Source organism: Streptomyces malachitofuscus (assembly GCF_055571035.1).
In genome coordinates, this window is sequence record NZ_JBVIGA010000016.1 from 135,542 (window position 1) to 157,570 (window position 22,029).

Consider the following 22,029-nt stretch of genomic DNA (forward strand, 5'->3'; position numbering starts at 1 on the left):
CCCCGCGCGCCCTTCTGGCAGCCGCCATCATGGGGCCATGGTCTCCAGCCGGCAGCACCCCCTACCCGCACCGCCTGCATCGGCGCATCTGTCGGTCGCGGAGGCGGAAGACCTCGCGCTGTACCAGGAGAAATTCCGGCGCCGTCTGCCGGAGTCGCTGGACGAGTTGCGCGGCCCCGTCCACGGTGTTGTCGAGCTGCCCCTCCACATCGCCTGGCCCGGGCGGGCCTTCTACGATCTGGAGAAGTCCCGACAGCGCATGGGCCTGTACCGAACCGTGCTGCACGAGGGCCTGCGTGAGGATCTGTCGCGCTTCCTCAACCAGGCGTTGCTCCTGGAGATGTGGCCGGTGCTGCGCACTCTCGTAGGGCGCACCGTGCGCGGGGTATGGGAGGACGCCTTTCCCCGGCTCTCCTCCCGCGTCCGGTCAGCCGCGTGACGGACAGGCCGGAGCCGCACAGGCGGCTCCTGGCTGATGTGATCGCGATCGGCGCTCGCTATCCCCTGGTTCTCACGGGCGGGTACGCCGTCCGGGCACACCGTCTGGCGAACCGCCCCAGCCAGGACCTCTATGTCGCCACGGAGAATCAGGCTCCGATGGCCGACATCGCGGACACACTCCGTGGCGGCCTGGAGGCACAGGGCCGGCAGGTTCAGGCGCTGGAGACCGCTCCGCTGTCCGCCCGGTTCACCGTGTCCGACGGCCACCGGGCAGACGTGCGAGGTCGACTGCTCCCGCTCACCGAGGACGGCGGCGATGCGGGCGAGGTCTTCGGGGCCACCGCGCCGCTCTTCGACGACCGGACGCGCGCACCGTTCACTGCGTCCTGTAGCCGCAGAAGCGCGACGGCCTTCTCCGCGCCGCCGCGCGCGGAACATCCGGGTGCCCCGTCGTCCGGACGGGACGTCGCGTCACCGCTCGCGGTCGGCGGCGCACAGCTGTTCGTCGATCAGGGTGTTGGTGACGTGCATGGTGTCGAGGTCGGGAGCGGAGCCGTCGCCCGTGGCTTCCACGACCACCACGTGACGGCCGTCTTCGCTGACACCGGTGCGGGTCATGTAGCCGGCGATGTCCCCGGCATGGCTGTAGTAGCTCCCGCCACAGCTGAGCGGCACCTGCATCAGTCCCAGGCCGTAGCGGACGCCTGGCCAGACGGCGTCCAGCTGGGCGGCACGTACGGTTGTCCTCATCTCCGCCATCTGGGCGGGCTTCAGCAGCCGGCCCTTCATGAGTGCCGAGTAGAAACGGGTCAGATCGGCCGAAGTGCTGATCATGCCGCCGGCCGCGCCGGCCGCGCTCGGGTTGAACTCCGTGACATCGATCGCCGGCTTGCCGTCGTCGAAGGCCGAGTAGCCTTTCAGGTGGTTGCCCGGGATGCCGGGGCGGGTGGCGGGAGCGGACGTGTGGCGCAGGTGCAGCGGCCGGACGATGCGGCGCGTCACCTCACGCTCCCAGGTGTTCCCGGTGGCCTTCTCGATGATCATGCCGGCGACGATGTAGTTCGTGTTCGAGTACGCCCATCCCGTACCGGGCGCGAAGTCGGGTGCGTGACGCATCGCCATGCCGACGAGCTGCGCGTCCGTCCAGGTCGTGTATCGCTGGGCCAGATAGCCGGCCCTGGTGTTGAGAACGGGGATGTCGCGGGTGTAGCTGTACAGACCGCTGGTGTGATTCAGCAGGTGCCGGACGGTGATCCGTCCGCCGTCGTTGCCGTTGCCGGAGATCACTCCCGGCAGCCAGTCCTCGACCGTGTCGTCCAGCGAGAGCCGCCCCTCGCCCGCCAGTTGCAGCACCACCGTGGACACGAACGTCTTGGTGACACTGGCGATCCGGAACCTGTCGCCGGGCCGTACAGGACGCTTCGTGGCGGTGTCCGCCACTCCGACGGTGGCGTACCGGGAGCTCTGAGGACCGGACGACTGGGCAAGCACCCCCACGGTGCCCGTCGCCTGGATCGCGACCGCCTGCCGCCGCAGTGAGTCCACGTCCGGCTTCGGAGCGCCGACCGCCGGCACGACCAGGCCGAGACTCGCGAAAGCGGTGACCAAGCTGGTGGTCGCCGTGCGGTAGTTGACCGGGCTTCGGGTTCGGGACACGCTCGGGTGCGCCATGGTCATCTGGTTCCCTGTCGTCGGGGTGCACCGGCCGGTCCGGTGCGTCCACCACCGTAGGAACAGGCGCGGGACCGCACGATGGGGCAGGCACGACGGTTCGGAGTACAGCCTGTGCCACCTCACCGATGTCACAAGAGCGGAACCAGCCGCCCTCACGGCACGACTACCTGGACGCACGGCACACGAAGCCACCAACGGAAAGAGTCATCGGCATGCCCGAAGTGAACCGCAGGAAGGCCCTGTTGTCCGGCGCGGCCCTGGCCGCCACCGGTGCCACTACCGCACCCGCGGCTGCTACGGCGCCCGCCACTGCGCCGCAGGAACAGAGGCATCACCCCCTACGTGTCCACGTCGTCGTCTTCGACGGGGTGGAGGAACTGGATGTGTTCGGGCCGCTCCAGGTTCTCGGTGCTACGGCCGCGATGGGCTTCCCGGTCGCGTACCGGCTCGTCACGGGCGGCCGTCCCGGAACGGTCTCCGCCCGCTTCGGCACACGGATCGACGTGCCGGACACCTTCGATCCCGCGGAGGCGGATGTTCTCGTCGTGCCCGGCGGCGGCTTCCGCCTCCGCAACGGTCCCGGCATCTGGGCGGAACTCAAGAACGGGCACCTGCCCCGCCTGCTGCGTGAGGCGGCGGCGGACGAGCGGCTGACCCTGTACGGACTGTGCACCGGAGTAGTCCTGCTCCACGAGGCAGGCGTCATCAGGAACCGGCCGTGCACCACACACACCGGCGCCAAGCAGTACCTGAGGGACCAGGGAGCCGACGTGCGCGACGTACGCGTCATCGACGACGGAAACCTGGTCTGCGCGGGCGGTGTCAGCGCCGGCATCGACGGGGCCCTGCACCTGATGGAACGGCAATTCGGCTCCGAGACGGCGGCGAGGACCGAACGCTACCTGGAGTTCGAACGCAGGGGCACCGTCCTGGTCACCTCCGGGTAGACCGGTCCCGCTTCCGCCCCCGGGTGTCGGCGCTTCCCCTACGAGGGCGTTTCCGCCGCCGTGGCAGTGTGGTCGAAGGCGATCAACGGGTCACCGGTCAGCGGGTGCTCGATGACCGCGGCCCGTACGCCGAACACCTCGGCCAGGAGGTGCGGGGTGAGAACCTCGAGCGGGGTACCCGAGGCGACGACCTCACCGGCGTGCAGCACGTGCAGGCGGTCGCACACCGACGCGGCCGCGTTCAGGTCGTGCAGCGACACCAGGGTCGTACGGTGCTGGGCCCGCAACAGGGCCAGCAGTTCCACCTGGTGGCGGACGTCGAGATGGTTGGTGGGCTCGTCCAGGACGAGGACATCCGGATCCTGGGCCAGCGTGCGGGCCAGCAGGACCCGCTGCCGTTCCCCTCCCGACAGTGCCGAGAACCTGCGCCCGCCGTACCGCGTCATGCCGACCCGTTCCAGGGCGTCGGCGACGATCCACCGGTCCTTCTCGTCCTCACCGGCGAAGGCCCGCTTGTAGGGGGTACGCCCCATCGCCACCACTTCGCGCACCGTGAGTTCGAAGTCGCCGCCCCGCTCCTGTGGCAGTGCCGCCACATGGCGTGCCGCCCGGGCCGGCGCGAGGGCCGCCAGGTCGGTACCGTCGAGCAGCACCCGTCCCGCCGCGGGACGCAAATGCCGGTAAACGGTGCGCAGCACGGTCGACTTGCCGCTGCCGTTCGGGCCGATCAGCCCGGTGATCTCACCGGGAGCGGCGAGCAGGTTCACCCCGGCCACCACGGTACGACCGTCGTAGGCGACCCGGAGGCCGTCCACCTCGATACGCATCAGCCACGCTCCAGTCGGCGGTCGAGCAGGAACAGCAGGACGGGAGCGCCGATGAAAGCGGTGACCACACCCACCGGCAGCTCCATCGACGGCAGGGCCGTGCGGCAGACGATGTCGACCACGACCAGCAGGACGGCGCCGGTCAGCGCGGAGACCGGCAGCAGTCTGCGGTGGTCCCCGCCGATGACGAGCCGGCACAGGTGCGGCACCATCAGCCCCACGAAGCCGATGGCGCCGGAGACGGAGACCAGGACGCCCGTGAGGACACTGGTGACGACGAACAGTTCCCTGCGGAGCACGACCACGTCGACGCCCAGCCCGGCCGCGGTCTCGTCGCCCAGGAGCAGGGCGTTCAGCCCCCGGGCACGCGCCTGCAGGGCGACCAGTCCGAGGAGCACCGCCCCGGCCGGCAGGACCAGGGTGCTCCACTGGGCTCCGCCGAGGCTGCCCATCAGCCAGAACAGCACGCCCTGGGTCTGCTGCTCGTCGCCCACCCGCAGCACCAGATAGCTGGTGAACCCGGACAGGAACTGGCCGATCGCCACACCGGCGAGCACCAGCTTCAGAGGGGAGAAGCCGCCTCCGCGCCGGGCCACCGCCCAGACAAGGCCGAAGGACAGCAGCGCCCCGAGGAAAGCGGCGCCGGAGACACCGACTCCGAACAGCCCGCCCGTGCTCGTACCGAGCACGATGGCCGCGACCGCCCCCAGCGAGGCGCCGTTGGAGATGCCCAGCAGGTAGGGATCCGCCAGCGGGTTGCGCACCAGCGCCTGCACGGCGGTGCCCACGATCCCCAGTCCGGCCCCGACGAGGGCGGCGAGCAGGGCGCGTGGCACCCGCAGCTGCCAGACGATGAGGTCCTGGGTTCCCGGCCGCGGCTGCCCGCCGGTCACGCGGTGCAGCACCGTGGACCACACCTCGCCGAACGGCACGCCGGAGGAGCCCCAGGAGACGGCCGCGGTGAGCGACAGCAGCAGGGCCACGGCGAGTGAGGCGAGGAGCCAGACCACGGGGACGGTTCTGGGCCCCCGTTCGCCGGCCTTCGTCGGGGACGGGCCGGCCGCGCGCGCCGTGCGGGTCGGTGAGGATGCCGCCGACATCTACCGCACGTCCTCGAACTTGTCCGGATACAGGGTGCGGGCGATCTGCTCGACCGTCTCCGCGTTGGTGACGCCCGGCGTCGTCGTGCGTTCCGACCGGATCCGCAGGAACCGGTCCTTCCTGACGGCGGTCAGCCCGCGCGTGGCGGGGAAGGACTTGAGGAAGCGCTCCGCCTCGTCGAACGCCTTGTCGTCCGCCTTCTCACTCCCTCGGTTGCGTACGGCGAGCTGGATCCAGTCGGGATTCTTGTCGACGACATCCTCCCAGCCCGTCTTCTCGTAGTCGGCGTCGCAGTCGCGGAAGATGTTGCGGGCCCCGGCGAGAGTGATCACCGCGTTGGCCACCTGCTTGCCGCACACCGCGGTGAGTTCCTTGGTGCCGGCGTCGAAGTCGAAGACGAAGTAGGTGGGCCGCTGCCCCTCGGGCACGGCGCCCACCCGTTCACTCACGGTGTCCAGGGTCTCCTTCATGCCGGAGACGATCTCACGGGCCCGTTCGGACGTGCCGGTGAGCGCCCCCAGCCGTTCGATGTCCTCCGTGACCGCGGACAGGTCCTTCCGCGGGCCCGGCAGTTCGGCGGCGCACGCGGTGGAGCGCAGCTGCACCACCCGGATACCGGCGGCCTCGAACTCTTCCGGCCGAGGCCCGACATGAGCGCCGCGCGCCGGGCGGAACGTCTCGATGTACGCGTCCGCGCCTGAACCGAGCAGCTTCTCCTTGGGGATGACCGTCCTGCCCAGGACCGGCACCTCGGCCGCCTCGTCCGCAAGGTCGGCGGGCAGCGCGCCCTTGGCGGGCGGGAAGCCGGTGCCGATCGCCTTCGGTCCCGCTCCGAGCCTCAGCAGGATCTCCAGTCCCGCCGCATTGCTCGTGACGATCTTGCCGGGAGGCGCCTCGAACGTGACCTTCTCACCGTCGCAGTTCTCCACCGACACCGGGGAACCCCCGGAGCCGCCCCGCGCGGCCGACGTGTCGTCCGCGCCGCCTCCACCGCCGCACGCGGTGGTGAGCAGTCCCGCGGTGAGAACGACGCCGCTGACCGAGCGCCACATCCTGGACATGTCCTGCCTCCACGACCCGCTGTTTTCCCTGCATCCGGAAAGCCCTGTTCGCCGGGCTTCGCACAAGTAGTCGTGGAAGGGGGACTCCAGGTTCCCGGCCTGCCGCGTTTTTCACGCTGCGACAAGACAGCCGGCCGGGAACCCGGTCCGCGAACACCCCTCAGCGTGTCCGCCGCTTCCGCGCGCGTTCTCAGGCCGCCCGGACGGTGCCCGCATCCCCCTCCGCGTCGGCGTCGGCGTCGGCGTCGGCGTCGGCGTCCCGGATCATGCCGGCCAGTGCGGAGCGGGCACGCGCCACGCGGGAGCGCACCGTACCGACCGGGCAGCCGAGGACGGTGGCGGCCTCGGCATAGGGGAACCCGAGAAGCTGGGTGACCATGAAGGCCTCGCGGCGTTCCGCCTGGAGCGTCGACAGCATCTCGGTGAGGGCGAGGCCCTCCTCGAAGCCGGGCAGGTGCCGCGGCTGGGCCTGCTCGGCGGCGCCGCGCCAGTCGGGCTGGTCGGCGCGCCTGGGTCGGGCGGCCGCGTACCGGAAACTGTCCACCACCGTGCGCCGGGCGATGGACAGCAACCAGGTACGGGCGGAGGAGCGGCCCTCGAACCGGTGAAGGCCGGCCAGTGCCCGCAGGAAGACGTCCTGGGTGAGGTCGTCGGCGGCCTGCGGGTCGGCGCTGAGGTGCGCCACGTAGCTCCACACGTCCTGGTGCAGTGCGCGGACGAAGAGGTCGGTCTTGTCGGCGTCGCCGCCCCGGGCCGCCAGGGCGAGCCGGGTCGTGGCCGCGTCGGAGGCAGGAGTGTGCCATCCCGGTACGCTCCCGGCGGGAGACCGCGGGGCAGGGGAGGGCCGGTGGTCGGGGGGTTGGTGGGTAGGCGTCATCGCCACGGGTCCTTACGTCGGTCAGGTGAAGTCTGGCGGCGCGCGGCCGGGACGGGACGCGGGCACCTCGGGTGCGCCGAAGGGGGCGCCGGTGCCCGCGCCGGTGGGGAACCGTCGGCGCGCGTCCGGGGAACCGGCTGTCACCACAGGACAGCGGTGCGCGCCCGGTGGACCTCGCGTGGGGTCGCCGACGTCGGGCAGCGTCCGCCGCGGTACGGGGTTGTCGCGTCGCGGACGTACGCGCGGACGTGCACATCGCGGGGGTGCGGTGCGAAGTGACGCGCGCCGCAACGGCGCCGCCAGCCATCCGGCGAGGGCTCGCAGTACGCGGAAGACGGCCCGTTCCCCGTGAGCGAGCCACACCCCGCACAGCATGGCGGCCGCCACGTGCGCGGCCGCCATGCCCAGGGGCGCCATGGCGGACATGACGTGCACGCCGTGCGCGGCCGTGCCGGCGGCGGCGGACATGTCGTGCGCCGTGGCGTGGGCGTGGCCCGGCACACCGGTGACGGTCCGTTCCGGGGTGCGTGGTGGCATGCCCACGCACAACAGATGCTCGGCCCACCGCCGGACGAAGGAGGTACCCGCCCGGGCGTCGGCACGGGCCAGGGTCTGTGCGAGTGAGAACCCGGCGTGCAGTGCCGCCTGTGCCGTCACGGTCGTCGCGGTGACGGCGAGCGGTCCCCGCTCACGGCCCGCGAGGGCCCAGGCCGCCGCGGCCGTACTCACGAAGGCGGCGACCGTCGCAGGGGCGGGGACGGCCTCTCCCGACATCAGGATGTGTCCGGTCGCGGCGAGCGTCACGCACACCGCCCCGAAGGCGACGGCCCGGACGGCTCTGGAGAGGGAGAGCACATCCGGTGTCATGACGGTCCTGCGTCCACAGTGGTCCTGCGGTTCAGGGGGCAGTTCGGCGGCGGCCGGTGCCGGGAGTCGCGCGCCTCGGCGTACGGAACCATGGCGCGACGGCACATGTACCCCGTCGGCCCATGGAATCCTTCCCTCTCCGTCGTGCCCCGGTTCCTGCGCACGGCCGGCCCGGTGTTCGCTGGGGTGTACGCGGTGCGGCGGGGAGACGTTGAAGACGAGGCTGCATCCTGCGGCGCACTTCCGGCACGGGCAACGACCCCCATGGCAGAAAAGGTGGGACATACGTCCGCAGCGGGGCGCAACCCCGCTCTCGCACGATCCGTCATACGCCCATGACCGCAGGACGAACCCAGGTCGAGGCGGGAACGTGAACGCAAGGCGGTATCGGAAGCTCTGGTACCGGTGCGGGCGGGCCGGCAGAGCACGTCCGGCGCGGCGGGCGGCAGCGCGGGCTCGCGGCCGGGCCCGTGTGGATGTCCCGTACGACGTCGGTGTGCGGACCACGCGCACCGGCTCCGGCACCAGGCCCGCACCGGAAGGGCCCGGAAAGCGATCGGCACCGGACTGCCCCGGGCGCGGAGAGAACGGGCAGGCCCCTGCCGACGGCAGCGGCCGGGATGACCATGGATCACTGCGAGCGGGACACCGTCCTCGTCCACGTCAGCCCCTGCCGCACCTGAGTTCCGGTGGACAGCGGTCTTCCCCCTTTCTTCGACTCCTTCAACACTGGCACCAGGAGCCGCGTATACCCCGTGTGACCAACACGTCATCACGGGGGACAGGAACGAATCCGGGCTCCCGGGCGGTCGCGGCTGGAGGTGAGTGGATCCGATGAACTCCCGTCACTTCAACGGCATGTGGTACAGCGTGCTGGGCCCCATAGAAGTACTGCGCGACGGATGCGCACTGGACCTGGGCCCCCGGCAGCGCAGAGTGATCCTCACCCGCCTCCTCGTCGAGTACGGCCGGCCGGTCTCCCTGGCGGAGCTGTGCCGTACCCTCTGGCCGGAGGACCCGCCGGCGGCCGCCGTGCCCTCCGTCCGAGCCCACATCAGCCGACTTCGTGCGGCTCTGGAGCCGGGTCGACAGGGCAAGTCCTCGGTACTGGTCAGCGGAGCGTACGGCTACGCCTTGAAGATCTCCCCTCAGGCCCGGGACACCTCCGCGTTCGAGCAGTCCGTCGACCAGGCTCGTGGAGCACTCAGGCAGCAGGACCTCGCACGCGCCCGCCAGGAGATCGACGCCGCCCTCGAACTGTGGCGGGGTGAGGCACTGGGTGAGGCGGCCGAGCACACCTTCGCCCTGCGGGAGGCATCGCGTCTGAACGCGGCCCGTCAGGACGCGCGGGAACTCCAAACCACGATTCTCCTCCATCAGGGCGACGTGGAGCGCGCCGTCCACGTCGCCGAGCACCTCACTGTCACCGCCCCCCTGCGGGAAGTCTCCTGGGCCCTGCTCATGCGTGCCCTATACGGAGCGGGACGGCCGGTGGAGGCGCTGCGCCAGTACGAGCGGTTCCGCGGCATGCTCTCCCGGGAGCTCGGTCTCGATCCGAGTCCTGGCCTGCGCAAACTGCACACCGCCGTCCTGCGCCACGACACCGCGGTCCTCGGATCACCCCGGCCGTCCCGCTCCGTCACCACGCTCACCACCCCACCCGGAGCCGCCTCCCCCCTCACGACACCTCTCGTCGGGCGCGGCAAGGAAGTGGCACAGCTCCATGCCCTGCTGGAGGCGGCGGTTCCCGGACAGGTCCAGTGGGCCGTCGTCTCCGGCGATCCGGGGTCCGGCAAGACCAGACTGCTGGACGAGGCCGCCGCGCAGGCCACCAGAACCGGGTTCGACGTCATCTGGGCGGGCGGAGGCAGGGGCCCGGGCACTGACCGCACGGCCGCCCTTCACTGCCGCGACACCCGGCCGGCGGACGAACCGCGGCCGCACGGTGAGGTCGACGGCGCACCGGACGGTACGGGAACGGACCCGGTCACCGCTCTCGTCCGCGAGGTGACCCGGGCCCCCACCCTGTGCGTCATCGACGATCTCGACCGGGCGAACCCAGTCGTTGCCGAGCGGCTGAGCCGGCTCACCACGCTCCTTCGCAACGAACCGGTCGTCTTCCTCTGCGCTCTGCGGGACCCGGCGGCCACCACGGTCAGCGGACTGCTCGCCGAGCTGGCGCGGCTGGACACCACGTGGCTGCAGCTTGAGCCCTTGACGGTCGCGGACGTGCGCGAGCTGCTCGCGGAACGCGGCGAGACGGCCCCCGATGCGGAGGCGCTGCATCGGCGCAGCAGGGGAAACCCCTTCACGCTGGGCGAGTTGCTCAAGCTGCCGGCGGCGCAGCGATGTGGCCCGGACGCCCGCGTGCCGGTCACCATCCGCGCCATCGTCCTGGCCCGGCTGAACGAAGTGGCGGCGCCGGTCAGGATGATGCTGTCCCACGCGGCCGCCGACGGGGGTCGCCTCGACATCGCCCTGCTCGCAGACGTCCACGGCGTGAGGCACGAGCAACTGCTGCGGCTGGTCGACGAGGCGGTCACCGCAGATCTGCTCCTGTGGCATGAGGACTGCGACGACCCGGCCTCGGGCCACTACGATCTGCCCGAGCTCGTCCGCGACGTACTGCTCGGCACCATGGCCGTACCGTCTCGGCAGTTGCTGCACGCCGCGATCGCGCGTGAGCTCCTCGACCGGGGCTGCACCAACCCGACACGGCTCGCCCGCCATCTCCAAGCGGCCGGCCCGCTGGCCCCGGTCACGGAACCCGTTCCGGGTTTCCGATCCCATGAAATGACCGCTTCCGACCACACCACGAGGATAGGATCCACATGCCTGACCAGCAGCGGGCCGTGAGCGAGAGCGCCGCCCAGGGCGAAGAGTCCGGCGTTGCCACCAACGCCTCGACCGGCGCAACCCGCTCCACCGGCAACGCTCGCGACACGGCAGTCACCATCCCAGGCGAGAGCACGGCCCCGGACGGCACGAGTCCGACAGTCGCGACCGCCGGAGACACGAGCACGGCCGGCCGAACGGCGACCGTCTCCGGAGCCGGCCCAGCCGCACCTGCGGAGGGTACGGGCGCGGCAGCTTCGCAGGCTTCCGGAGCAGCCGGAACTCCGGCCACTGCCGCCGGTGGCACGACGGGCGACACGACCGCAACCACCGCACATGCCGCCTCCGCGCCCAGGGCGCGCTGGAGCGCGCGCGCCCTGTTCCGGGGTTCCTCGGACGGACACGCGGAGGGCGCCACGGCAACCGCCCCGGCCTCCTCGGACGACTCTGCGGACGCCGGCGTCCCCGGCCGTCCCAAGAAGCCCGTACTCGCCGCCGCCGCCATGGCGGGCGCCGTTCTCATCGCCGTACCCCTGCTGGTCCTGGTCACCAGCGGCGAGGACGACAGCGACAAGGTCACTTCCACCGGCTCGGCCGACACCCTTCTCGGCAGCGGCGACGGGCCGCCCGGAGACTTCGTCGCGGCGACACCTACCGCCGGAAAGCAGGACACCGTGAAGGACGGGGGCCCGCAGAAGGATGACGGGAAGAAGCTGGGCAACCCGGAGGTGAACAGCGCCCAGGCACCCCCTGCGACGGGGCAGAAGAGTGCCACCAGAGATCCTGCCCCCACCATCACCCCCTCGCGCGACAGCGCCCGGCACGTGCGCGAGAAGGACGCCGTGGTGCAGAAGGCACCGGCCAACGTACCCGCCGTCCTGACCAGGGTGCTGATCAAGAACAACACCAACGGCACGTGCGTGGACATTCCCGGTGCCGGCAGCGGCACTCGGGACGGGCGCATCGTTCAGTCGACCTGCAACAGCCACCCCAGCGACAACCAGTTGTGGAACGTGGAACAGCGGTACGCCAATGCCGGGCCAGGGGGAGCGCCGCTGTTCCAGATACGCAACGTCGTGGACAGCATGTGTCTCGACCTGCCCGGCTACACGGGTGTGGGCGGCGGCACCAAGGTGACGGAATACCCCTGCAACGGCACGACCGCCGACAACCAGTTGTGGTGGTTCGACAAGCAGCCCGACGGAAAGTTCTGGATCCGCAACTACGCCAGCAACAACCAGTGCCTGGACTCCTACGACGCCAACAACAGCGTGCGCGACCTGTTGATCTGGCCCTGTGCGCAGGAGAACCGCAACAACCACGAATGGTTCACCACGCTGCGCTGAACGGACCGGCCTGCATCGGTATGCGCCCGTGCCGGACGGCTCCAACAGACTTCGCACCAACCGGAGGGCTCACGTGGACATACGTCCCGGTGAACGGCAGGAGGAACCAGTCGACACGCCCGAGGTGCCCGAAGCCGTACGGGCCGTCGCACGCACGGCGCCGGGGCACTGGATCGGCGTGGTGGACCCGGAGTGGACCGGAGAAGGGGCGCCGCCGGAGTGGGCTGTGGTGGGCGAATGGCAGTCCGACGGAAGCGGCGGTGTGGGGAACTTCCGCGCCAACCCGGCCTACCGGCCATCGGCCCGTGTGCTCGGCTGGCCGGAACCCACCGACCCGGTGGACGCCGCGGCACAGCGGGCCGTCACCGGCTACGGCTCGGTGGACGAGGCACTCGCGGCGCTCGTGGAGGCGGACATCACGGTCGTGCGCGGACCGGACGGCGGACCGCTCACGGCCATGGGGCGGGACGGGGCGCCGGTGGTGCTGTTGTTCACCTCCCCGGCCCATGAGTTCATGTCCTCGTCGCTGTGGCACGACAGGATCCCGGCACGGGAGCTGGTCCGTTCGCTGGGTGCGGGCACCTTGTTGATGGTGAACGCCGGGGCCGTGGCCCCGCTGCTGGTGCCGGTGGACGGCCTTCCCGGTCCTCCGTCGGTGCTCCGCTCCGGAGAGGGCACCCTGCGGGCGGACGAGGACGCCGGGAAGCCTGTCTGATCCGCCCTCGCACGCCTGCGCCGGAGTCCCGCGCCCGGTGGAACGGCGGCAGTTCACCACCGGCCCCGCGGGAGCCGCGCGCAAGGCATGATGACACCGTCGGCTCTCCGGCAGACGCCCCCGGCAGCAGGGGCGCCCGCCGAAGACTCCGCCGTGACGAGGAGGTTGGTGCGTGTCGCGCCAGGTACTGACGGTCGGTCCGGGAGACCGGGACGGCTACCGAACGATCGGTGAGGCGCTCTCGGCCGCCCGTACCGGCGCGCTCATCAGCGTCCGGCCCGGGACGTACGCCGAGAACCTCGTGATCCACACTCGGGTCACGCTCACCGCCTCCGAGGGACGGGGAACGGTGGAAATCCGACCACGCTCGGGCAGTGTGCTCACGCTGCGTGCCGACGCGGTGATGCTGGCCGAGCTGACCCTGCGCGGCTTCGACGCCGAAGAGCCCGCCGTGGACGTACGGGTCGGGCAGGCCGCGTTCGACGGCTGTGAACTCGTCGGCGCCGCCTGGACCGCGCTGCTGGCCGGCGGAACCGGTTCCTTCGCGCTGCGGGACTGCCGGGTGGCCAACCCGCAGGGCGCGGGCATCGTCATCACCTCGGCCACGCCCACCACCGTGGAGTCCTGCACGCTGGAGCATCTGGGCAGCAGCGGACTGGTCCTCTCCGAGCGGGGTGAGGCGCGCATCCGCGGCTGCACGGTACGCGACGCCCGCGGCAACGGCCTGCTCGCCAACGGCGATGCCCGGGGCACCCTGGAGGACTGCGACATCTCCTCCACCGACAAGCCCTCCATCGCCCTGGAGCAGAACTGCGCCCTCACGGTGGTCCGCACCGTGGTGCACGACACCAGCACCGGCGTGCACCTGAGCAGCGCGGGCCGTACGACGCTCGAGGACGTACGCGTCACCGGGGCCTCGGCGAACGGGATCACCCTGGCCGGGGGCACCGACCCCGTGCTGCGCCGCTGCCGCGTCACCCGCACCCGCGGCCATGGCGTGCTGGTGACCGACCGGGGGCGCGGCACGTTCGAGGACTGCTGGGTGGAGGATGCGCAGGGCGCGGCGCTGCGGGTCTCCGGGGCCGCCTCCCCCACGTTGACCGGTCTGACCATCCGCGACTGCGACCAGGCCGGACTGCTCCTGGAAGAGAACTCGGCTCCGGAACTGGACCGCCTCGAGGTGATCGGCGGGTCGCCGGCGGTCGCCGTGCGCGCCGGTGCCAACCCGCTGCTGCGCCGGGCCAGACTGGTGGAGCCCGCCGGCGACGGCATCACCGTCACCCAAGGCGCCCGTGGCCGCGCCGAGGACTGCGAGATCATCCGGCCGAAGGGCGCGGCCGTGCGGGTGGCCGCCGACAGCACTCTCTACCTGGCCGGCGGCGGGGTCTCCGAGGCCGCCGCCAACGGACTGGCCGTGGAGGACGGCGGCAATGTCACCGTGCGCGACTTCCGCGTCGAGATGTCCGGCGAGGAGGGTGTGCTGGTCGCCGCGGGCGGCGAACTGACCGCCAACCGCGCCACGGTGCACGCCCCGCAGGGGCACGGCTTCCTGCTGCGCGAGGGTGCGCTCGCCTCGCTCAGCGGCTGTGAGGTCAGCGGCGGCGCCCAGGACGGCTTCCGAGTGGAGTCCACCGCACCGGTGTCGCTCCTGAACTGCGTCGCCCGGGAGAACGAGGGCGGTGGCCTGGTGCAGACCTCACCCGGCGAACGGCTCGCCGTCGAGGGGCTGAACAGCACGGGCAACGGCAAGCGGGACGCCTGGGGTACCGGCAGTGCCGAGAACACCGACCCGGCCGGCTCCGGAGCCGCGGACGCGCCTGCCCCGGACCGCGCGGACGGCCCGCTCGGCACCCTCGACGCGCTGATCGGCCTCGAGAACGTCAAGCAGCAAGTACGCACCCTGGTGAATCTGACCCAGCTTGCCCAGCGCCGCGAACAGCTCGGCATGTCCGCACCGCCGATGAGCCGGCATCTGGTCTTCACCGGCCCGCCCGGCACCGGCAAGACCACCGTCGCTCGCCTCTACGGGGCGATCCTGGCCGAACTGGGTTCGCTGCGCAGCGGACACCTGGTGGAGGTCTCCCGCGCCGACCTGGTCGCACAGATCGTCGGCGGCACCGCGATCAAGACCACCGAGACCTTCGAACGGGCCCTCGGCGGTGTGCTGTTCATCGACGAGGCCTATACGCTCACCGCGGACAGTGGCACCGGCGGCGCCGACTTCGGCCGCGAGTCGGTGGACACCCTGCTGAAGCTGATGGAGGACCACCGCGACGAAGTGGTCGTCATCGTCGCCGGCTACACCGACGAGATGGAACGCTTCCTCGCCTCCAACCCGGGCCTGGCGTCCCGATTCTCGCGCACCGTCGAATTCGAGAACTACTCGGTGCCCGAACTGGTCGCCATCATGGAGAACATGTGCGTCCGGCACCAGTACGAACTGGGCGAGGGCACCGCGGACGCACTGGCCGCGCACTTCGAGGCGATGCCGCGGGACGCGGGCTTCGGCAACGGCCGTGCCGCGCGCGGGGTGTTCGAGGAGATGGTGGACCGGCAGGCGGTCCGGCTCGCCACCCAGGCGCAGGTGGGAGAACACGACCTGCGGCTGCTGCTGCCGGAGGACGTCTCCCCCGCCGCCGCGCAGGCCGCCCTGGCCGCCCCCGCGGACGACGACCCGCTGACCCGCCTCGGCGACATGATCGGCCTGGCCGAGGTGAAGCGTGATGTGGCCGACCTGGTCAACCTCATCACCACCGCCCGCCACCGCGCCGCCGCGGGGCTGCCGGTGCCGTCGCTCAGCCACCACCTGGTGTTCACCGGTCCGCCCGGCACCGGCAAGACCACCGTCGCCCGTCTCTACGGTGAGATTCTGTCCCGGCTCGGCATTCTCGAGCGGGGACAGCTCATCGAGGCGGCCCGTGCCGACCTGGTCGGCCGCTACGTCGGCCACACCGCCCAGCTCACCCGCGAGGTGTTCGAACGCGCCCGCGGCGGCGTGCTGTTCATCGACGAGGCCTACACCCTCACCCCCCGCGGTGGCGGCGTGGACTTCGGTCAGGAGGCGGTGGACACCCTGCTGAAGCTGATGGAGGACCACCGCGACGAGGTGGTCGTCATCGTCGCCGGCTACACCGACGAGATGGAACGCTTCCTCGCCTCCAACCCGGGCCTGGCGTCCCGATTCCCGCGCCGTATCGCCTTCGCCGACTACTCTTCCGAGGAACTGGTCACCATCGTGCGCGGGCAGGCCGCCGGTATGGGTTACGAATGCGCACCCGGCACCGGCCCGTTGCTCAGGGAGTACTTCGACTCGCTGCCCCGTGACCGGTCCTTCGGCAACGCCCGCCTGGCCCGCCAGGTGGTCGAGTCGATGATCACCCGGCAGGCGGGACGGCTCAGCTCACTGGCCGTACCCACACTCGACGACCTGCGGATCCTCCTCCCGGAGGACGTCACAGCCGCCGCTCCGAAGAGCGTGGGCCGGTGAAGCGGTACGCACGCCTGCTGTCCGGCGCCGGCCTCGTCGCCGTCCTGTCGCTGTCCCCGGCCGTGCCGGCCGGGGCGGCGCCCCTCCCGGGCGGACCCGCGGCCGGCGGCAACCGCGGCCAGGAACTGCCCGCCATCCCCTCCGCGCTCAAGGCACGTGCGGATGCGTGCACCCCGGCCTCCGGCAAGAAGGCGGAGAAGGAGGACTGGTCACGCCAGCGTCTCGACCTCGAACAGCTGCACCGGCACAGCACGGGCGCGGGCGTGACCGTCGCCCTGATCGGCACCGGCGTCGACCCCGAGGCGGCCGGGCTCAGCGGCCGGGTCTCGGTACGGGGTGCCGCCGGTGACGACTGCGTCGGCCACGGCACCTTCCTGGCCGGGCTGATCGCCGGGACCGGCGGGGACAGCCCGTACCTGGCCGGGGTCGCGCCGGAGGCGAGGATCCTCGCCTTGCGCGGCACCGACCGGCGCGGTACCCCCGCACCCGGCCCGGTCGTGGAGGCGCTGCGCGAGGCGACCGCGGCCGGAGCCGAGGTGATCGCCGTCACGGTGGCCCTGCCGAGCCGTGACGCGGAACTGACGCGCGCGGTCGCCGAGGCGCGCCGCGCGGGCGCTGTGGTGGTCGCGGCGGCCGCCCCGGACCCGCCCGTGGCCGGGTCCGGCGAGACGCCCTCGCGCATCTACTGGCCGGCCGGCGAACCCGGGGTCCTCTCCGTCGCCGGCATGCTCCCCGACGGCACCCTGCCGGAAGGCTCCCTGCCCACCGCGGGCATCGACCTGGCCGCACCGGGCGCCGGCGTGGTGTCCGGCGGCCCGCGCGGCGACGGTCACTACCTCGGCGGCGGCGCGCCGGTGGCCGCCGCGTACGCCGCCGGCGCCGCCGCGGCGGTCCGTGCCGCGCGACCCGGCGACTCCGCCGACGCCGTCGCCCGCCGCCTGAGGGCCACCGCATACCCCGCCGACATTCCCCAGCTGGATCCGTATGCCGCCGTCACCACGGTCCTCGGCGGGCCGACCGCCGGTGACGGGCGCCGCGCCGCCGGCCCCGTGACCGTCCGCGAGACCGAAGCGGCCGACCGGGTCGTGGGCCGCGCCACCGTGCTCGTCCTGGCCGGCTCCGCCGCCGTTGCCGGGTTTCTGTGGGCCGCGTACGCCGTCCCCCGTGCCCGCGCCCGGCGACGGCTCGCGGCGGGAGCGGACGACCCGGGCAGGCCCGGTGGTGCGATGCCGCGGACATGACCCGGGCCGTACCGGTGCCCCTGTTACGGCCTGCGTAGCCGGGCGGCGTCTCGGGCCGGAGGGCACCGGCCGCTTCCCGGGGACGCGTAACGTCACCACGCTGGCCGCGAGGCGCCCCTTCCCGGCCCCATGGCCGTGGCGGGCGCAGCCGCCCGAGGGGGAGCCGGGTCGTCTGCCGCAGCCCGCCCCAGCGGTCATCCCCGGCCACGACGGGACAGGCGTTCACCTCTCCCCGGGCTCCTCCACGAGTGCCGTCTGCATCAGCCGTGCCCGGCGGCGGGCGATGTGCAGGGCCCTGCCGGGAGGCAGGTTGAGGGGTTTGATGTTGCCGAACAGACTTCCTTCCGTGGGCGGGCAGGACAGGAGGACGGCCGGGTTGTTGGCCTCGTCGAGGCGGCGCATGAGGGCGTCGCCCAGGCCGCGCCCGGCCCCCATGGCGCCGCGGGCGACGACCAGGTGCAGGCCCGTCTCGAAGCCGAGCGTGAGGGATTCGAAGAGCGGCTCGAAGGGGCTCTGGAAGGAGTTGGAGGAGACCATGTCGTAGTCGTCGACCAGGACGAACAGCCGTGGTCCGGTCCACCAGTCGCACTGGCGCATACGGGCCGGAGCGATGTCCGGGCCGGGCACGCGGGTCCTGATCGCGCGGGACGCACCGTCGACGGTCTCCGTGAGGTTGTCCAGGGAGATCACATGCCCGATGCGGTACTCCTCGGGAACGGTGTCGACCAGGGTGCGCCGGTAGTCCACCACGATGATCTTCGCCTCGTCCGGCGTGTAGCGTGCGGTGATGCCCGCGGCGACGCGGCGCAGCAGGTTGGTCTTACCGCTCTCCGTGTCGCCCACCACGATCAGGTGCGGGGTGCGGCTGAAGTCGTGCCAGACCGGTTCCAAGGCGTCCTGGTCGATGCCGAGCGGCATGCGCATGCCGCCGCCCTCGGTGAGCTCGGGTGCGGGAAGCTGGGCGAGCGGGAGCCGGTGCGGCAGCATCCGGACCTGCGGGGCGGCCTGCCCGGGCCAATGCCGGGAGATTTCACCGACCAGGTGGGCGACGCCGTCGCCGAGGTCGTCGAGGGAGCCGCTGCCGTCCAGCCGGGGCAGGCCGGCGAGATAGTGCATCTTGCTGTCGGCGGTGATGCCACGGCCGCCGCTGCGCGGCACGGAGCGGGCCTTGCGGGTGTCGACCTCGGAGTCCATCGGATCGCCCATCCGCAGTTCGAGCCGGGTGGCGGACTGGTCACGGACCTGGGCCGTCAGCTCCACCCAGCGGGCGGTGGTGACCAGCAGATGAATGCCGTAATTGAGTCCGCGGGCGGCGAGTTCGTTGAACTTCGGGATCAGGTCGTCGTAGTCCTGACGGACCGTGGACCAGCCGTCGACCACCATGAAGACGTCGCCGAAGGGCTCGTCGGGAAACTCCCCCGCGGCGCGGCGACGGCGGTAGGACTGCATGGAGTCGATGGTGTGGTCCACGAAGAACTGCTCGCGGTGGGCGAGCAGTGTCATGACCTCCGCGACGGTCCGCTGCACACGCTCCGGGTTGAGCCGCGCAGCGACGCCGCCGACATGGGGCAGTCCGGAGAGCTGGGACAGGCCACCGCCGCCGAAGTCGAGGCAGTAGAACTGGACTTCGACGGGGGTGTGGGTGAGGGCGAGGGCTGCGATCAGGGTGCGGGTCAGGGTGGATTTACCGCTCTGCGAGCCGCCTGCGACGGCGACGTGGCCGCCCGCCCCGGAGAGGTCCACGACCAGCAGGTCGCGCCGCTGTTCGAAGGGCTTGTCCACCAGGCCGACCGGGACCCGCAGCCCGCCGGTGCCGGGCCAGGCCGCGGAGGTGAGACCGCGCTCGGGGTGGGGGGCGATACCGGGCAACAGGGCGTCCAGCGAAAACGGGTCGTCCAGCGGCGGCAGCCACACCTGGTGGGCGGCGGGCCCGGAGCCGCGCAGCCGGTCGAGGGCCACGTCGAGCAGGGTCTCCTCCTCCCCCGTCTCCCCGGTCCCCTCGTTCTCCGGTTCCGGATCGGGCGCGGCCGGCGGCGTACGCGGCACCACCCAGCCGCTGGTCCACGGCACCACCTGGCTGGCCACCCGGGCCCGCACGACCGCTGCGGTGCGGCGCCGGTACGTCCCCGAGGAGTAGGCGGCGCGGAACCGGGTCAGGGACTCCACGCCGGACTTCAGATAGCCGCTGCCCGGCTGGGCCGGCAGCTCGTAGGCATCCGGTACGCCGAGCACGCCGCGGCTCTCCATGGCCGAGAAGGTGCGCAGCCCGATGCGGTACGAGAGGTGACTCTCCAACTGGTGCATCCGGCCTTCGTCCAGACGCTGCGATGCGAGCAGCAGGTGCACTCCCAGGGAGCGTCCCAGACGGCCGATCATCACGAACAGGTCCATGAACTCCCTGTGCGCGGAAAGCAGTTCACTGAACTCGTCGACCACCACGAACAGACTGGGCAGCGGGGCGAGGTCCGCCCCGGCGGCGCGCGCGCGCTCGTACTCCAGGGCGGAGGTGTGGTTGCCGGCGGCGCGCAGCAGTTCCTGCCGGCGCATGAGTTCGCCGTGCAGGGCGTCCTGCATGCGTTCCACCAGGGCGACTTCGTCGGCGAGGTTGGTGATGACGGCGGAGGTGTGGGGAAGTTCTTCCAGGCCGAGGAAGGTGGCACCGCCCTTGAAGTCGACCAGGACGAAGTTGAGGGTCTCTGAGGAGTTGGTCAGGGCAAGACCGAGGACGAGCGTGCGCAGGAGTTCACTCTTGCCGGAGCCGGTGGCGCCGATCAGCATGCCGTGCGGGCCCATGCCTCCTTGCGCGGACTCCTTGATGTCGAGTTCCACCGGTCGCCCGTCCACGCCGACCGCGATGGGCACCCGCAGCCGTGCGGAACCGCTGTGCCGTTCGAAGAGGGTGTGCGGGTCGTGCCGGTGGAGGTCGGGGATGTTGAGCAGGGTGGTCAGCTCGACGTCGGTGTCCAGCGGTTGCGCGATGTCGGTGCCCAGGCTGATCCGGCGGGGGCTGAGCAGCCGGGCCAGTGACTCCGCGCCGAGCGGACCGAGCCGGTCCGGCCGGCCGAGCAGCACGGAGCGTTCCTTGCGGCTGCGGTCGGTACGGACCAGGCTCACCCGCTCGGGCCCGACGGTCAGCCGCAGAGTGTTGCGGCCGGGTCGCCAGCGGAGCGCGCCGGACACGTCGAGGGCCAGGGCGTTGCGGTAGCCGTGCCCCTCCCAGCGGTGGCCCTCGGGGACGGTGACGCCGTCCAGGACGACGACCGTGTAGGGCTCGTCACGGCCGGGGCGGGCCTCCGGGTCGAAGCCGGGACGCTCGGCGAACTCGGCTCCGAGCAGGTCGTCCAGTTCGGTGAGTTCGGCGGTGATCCGCCGGACCTGGCCGGCGCCGTCCTCCTCGTGCGGGTGCAGGGCGTGCGGCAGCCACTTGACCCACTCCCAGTCGGGTCGCCGCTCGTCACTGACGCAGAAGGCGAGCCACAGTTCCTCGGGCGCGTGGAACACCGCGAGCTGGCCGAGCACGGCGCGCACCAGGGCGCGTACCTCGTCGGTGCCTTCGGTCCGGGCGTTTTCCCCGCGTGGTACAGCGACCCGCTGGGCAGGCTCCTCGCCGGGTGTCTCCTCGGGGCGCAGCAGCACACGGGCGGAGGAGCGCAGGTAGAGGCCGAGAGGCTGCCCGGGGACGGTCGAGTAGGCGCGGACGAAGCGGCGCAGAGCGTGCGCGCAGAGCGGTTCGAGGTCTTCCACGGGGCGGGTGGAGACGGGGGTCAGGGTGAGGGCGAGCTGCTGGTCGCCGACCGCGAGACGCACCTCGCCGAAGTCCTCGTCGGCCGGGCGTCGTTCCCACAGACGCGTGGTGCGGGCCAGGGAGCGCAGTGAGGCGGGCTCAGGGTGGCGCCAGGCGAGTGCCCGCTGCTGCTCCGCGATGGTGGTCCGGACCCGCTTGCGGATCTGTGCCAGGTAGCGGAGGTAGTCGCGGCGTTCACCCTTCAGGCGCTGCTTGCGCTCGCTGGAGCGGCGCATGAGCTGCCCCAGCAACATGGCGCCAGCGGAGAGTGCCATGACGCCCATGGCGAGGTACAGGAAGACGCTGTTGCCGCCTCCTGGGCGCAGGAACACCAGCATCATCGACACCGACATGAGCGCCATCGGCAGGTAGGTCCATATCGCCGAGGTGTCCGGCACCGTCTCGGAGAGAACAGGCGGCTCCTGGAGGGTCAATTCCCCCTCGGGCATTTCCGGTCCGCGTCTGCGGGCCGGCCGGCGGAACAGCACGACACTCACGGAACGAAACCTCCGGTCTCACAGGCTTGGCGGACCGCGTCGAACTCCCGGCGGAAGGCACCGGACGGGTATTCTCGAGCGGACGGCGGGCACGGGCATATTCCGTCAAGGGACGGATTCCCGCAGAACGAGCGGCACGGTCCGTATGACGGTCCGGCGGACACAGGCAGTAGTGTGCATTCAGGAAACGCGACCTGTCCATGCGGGACTTCGGTCGCCGGTCCTGGCGAAGCCATTTTCCCGGTCCGGCCGCGGGTTTCTTGCCGCGCGCGTCTTCCGTACTCTTCGTACGTCCCCGCCTCGGGGAAAGTCCTCCCTGCCTCAGCTTC

14 protein-coding genes and 1 pseudogene are annotated in these 22,029 nt (G+C 71.8%); 8 read left to right on the forward strand and 7 right to left on the reverse strand.

Annotated elements, in window-relative coordinates; genetic code table 11:
- The first annotated feature begins 37 nt into the window (after positions 1 to 37).
- Both ACZ44S_RS23495 and ACZ44S_RS23500 read left to right on the forward strand, forming a co-directional pair.
- Positions 38 to 439, forward strand: coding sequence for a hypothetical protein (locus ACZ44S_RS23495; protein ID WP_466932084.1), 402 nt, complete (start codon positions 38 to 40; stop codon positions 437 to 439).
- Positions 436 to 730: pseudogene (locus ACZ44S_RS23500) on the forward strand (hypothetical protein); the annotation flags it as partial. The gene ACZ44S_RS23495 and the pseudogene ACZ44S_RS23500, both read left to right, overlap by 4 nt.
- A gap of 182 nt (positions 731 to 912) precedes the next feature.
- Here ACZ44S_RS23500 and ACZ44S_RS23505 read toward each other — a convergent pair.
- Entirely contained in the window at positions 913 to 2,097 is a 1,185-nt protein-coding gene (locus tag ACZ44S_RS23505; protein WP_466932086.1) for a serine hydrolase domain-containing protein, read from the reverse strand.
- Positions 2,098 to 2,327: 230 nt separating this feature from the next.
- Here ACZ44S_RS23505 and ACZ44S_RS23510 point away from each other — a divergent pair, with 230 nt between their 5' ends.
- Positions 2,328 to 3,062 carry a DJ-1/PfpI family protein gene (locus ACZ44S_RS23510; protein WP_466932088.1) on the forward strand — a complete coding sequence of 245 codons (735 nt, stop codon included), beginning with the start codon at positions 2,328 to 2,330 and terminating at the stop codon, positions 3,060 to 3,062.
- A gap of 38 nt (positions 3,063 to 3,100) precedes the next feature.
- On the opposite strand, the gene ACZ44S_RS23515 is transcribed toward ACZ44S_RS23510, so the two are convergent.
- From ACZ44S_RS23515 to ACZ44S_RS23535, 5 genes are all read right to left on the reverse strand, one after another.
- The gene (locus ACZ44S_RS23515) at positions 3,101 to 3,889 is read right to left on the reverse strand and encodes an ABC transporter ATP-binding protein (RefSeq protein WP_466932090.1); all 789 of its coding nucleotides are present in this window, start codon (positions 3,887 to 3,889) and stop codon (positions 3,101 to 3,103) included.
- On the reverse strand, positions 3,889 to 4,989 hold the full coding sequence (locus ACZ44S_RS23520; protein ID WP_466932092.1) for a FecCD family ABC transporter permease: 1,101 nt from the start codon (positions 4,987 to 4,989) through the stop codon (positions 3,889 to 3,891). Before ACZ44S_RS23520 ends, ACZ44S_RS23515 begins: the two co-directional genes overlap by 1 nt.
- Positions 4,990 to 6,051: an ABC transporter substrate-binding protein gene (locus ACZ44S_RS23525; protein ID WP_466932094.1), complete on the reverse strand. Its 1,062-nt coding sequence runs from the start codon at positions 6,049 to 6,051 to the stop codon at positions 4,990 to 4,992. It lies immediately after the preceding gene.
- Between the two features lie 190 nt (positions 6,052 to 6,241).
- Positions 6,242 to 6,928 (reverse strand): sigma-70 family RNA polymerase sigma factor, encoded by a 687-nt coding sequence (locus ACZ44S_RS23530; protein WP_466932096.1) that lies wholly within the window; start codon positions 6,926 to 6,928, stop codon positions 6,242 to 6,244.
- Positions 6,929 to 6,949: 21 nt separating this feature from the next.
- Entirely contained in the window at positions 6,950 to 7,795 is an 846-nt protein-coding gene (locus ACZ44S_RS23535) for a hypothetical protein (protein WP_466932098.1), read from the reverse strand.
- An 834-nt stretch (positions 7,796 to 8,629) separates the two neighbouring features.
- On the opposite strand from ACZ44S_RS23535, the gene ACZ44S_RS23540 reads away from it, so the two are divergent.
- From ACZ44S_RS23540 to ACZ44S_RS23560, 5 genes are all read left to right on the forward strand, one after another.
- Entirely contained in the window at positions 8,630 to 10,651 is a 2,022-nt protein-coding gene (locus ACZ44S_RS23540) for a BTAD domain-containing putative transcriptional regulator (protein WP_466932100.1), read from the forward strand.
- The gene (locus tag ACZ44S_RS23545) at positions 10,627 to 11,976 is read left to right on the forward strand and encodes an RICIN domain-containing protein (RefSeq protein ID WP_466932102.1); all 1,350 of its coding nucleotides are present in this window, start codon (positions 10,627 to 10,629) and stop codon (positions 11,974 to 11,976) included. The genes ACZ44S_RS23540 and ACZ44S_RS23545 overlap by 25 nt, the downstream gene beginning before the upstream one ends.
- A 73-nt stretch (positions 11,977 to 12,049) precedes the next feature.
- On the forward strand, positions 12,050 to 12,691 hold the full coding sequence (locus ACZ44S_RS23550; RefSeq protein ID WP_466932104.1) for a type VII secretion system-associated protein: 642 nt from the start codon (positions 12,050 to 12,052) through the stop codon (positions 12,689 to 12,691).
- Between the two features lie 172 nt (positions 12,692 to 12,863).
- A complete protein-coding gene (locus tag ACZ44S_RS23555; protein ID WP_466932106.1) occupies positions 12,864 to 16,178 on the forward strand; it encodes a right-handed parallel beta-helix repeat-containing protein in 3,315 nt (1,104 codons plus the stop codon).
- Complete coding sequence (locus ACZ44S_RS23560) at positions 16,175 to 17,419, forward strand: S8 family serine peptidase (RefSeq protein ID WP_466932108.1); 1,245 nt, start codon at positions 16,175 to 16,177, stop codon at positions 17,417 to 17,419. Before ACZ44S_RS23555 ends, ACZ44S_RS23560 begins: the two co-directional genes overlap by 4 nt.
- A gap of 222 nt (positions 17,420 to 17,641) precedes the next feature.
- Here the strand turns inward: ACZ44S_RS23560 and eccCa are convergent, their stop codons facing one another.
- Complete coding sequence (eccCa, locus tag ACZ44S_RS23565; protein ID WP_466932110.1) at positions 17,642 to 21,700, reverse strand: type VII secretion protein EccCa; 4,059 nt, start codon at positions 21,698 to 21,700, stop codon at positions 17,642 to 17,644.
- Positions 21,701 to 22,029: the final 329 nt, after the last annotated feature.

Coding starts and splice junctions, on each gene's coding strand:
- ACZ44S_RS23495 (WP_466932084.1), top strand. CDS start 38: ATGGTCTCCAGCCGGCAGCACCCCCTACCCGCACCGCCTGCATCGGCG.
- ACZ44S_RS23510 (WP_466932088.1), top strand. CDS start 2,328: ATGCCCGAAGTGAACCGCAGGAAGGCCCTGTTGTCCGGCGCGGCCCTG.
- ACZ44S_RS23515 (WP_466932090.1), bottom strand. CDS start 3,889: ATGCGTATCGAGGTGGACGGCCTCCGGGTCGCCTACGACGGTCGTACC.
- ACZ44S_RS23520 (WP_466932092.1), bottom strand. CDS start 4,989: ATGTCGGCGGCATCCTCACCGACCCGCACGGCGCGCGCGGCCGGCCCG.
- ACZ44S_RS23525 (WP_466932094.1), bottom strand. CDS start 6,051: ATGTCCAGGATGTGGCGCTCGGTCAGCGGCGTCGTTCTCACCGCGGGA.
- ACZ44S_RS23530 (WP_466932096.1), bottom strand. CDS start 6,928: ATGACGCCTACCCACCAACCCCCCGACCACCGGCCCTCCCCTGCCCCG.
- ACZ44S_RS23535 (WP_466932098.1), bottom strand. CDS start 7,795: ATGACACCGGATGTGCTCTCCCTCTCCAGAGCCGTCCGGGCCGTCGCC.
- ACZ44S_RS23540 (WP_466932100.1), top strand. CDS start 8,630: ATGAACTCCCGTCACTTCAACGGCATGTGGTACAGCGTGCTGGGCCCC.
- ACZ44S_RS23545 (WP_466932102.1), top strand. CDS start 10,627: ATGCCTGACCAGCAGCGGGCCGTGAGCGAGAGCGCCGCCCAGGGCGAA.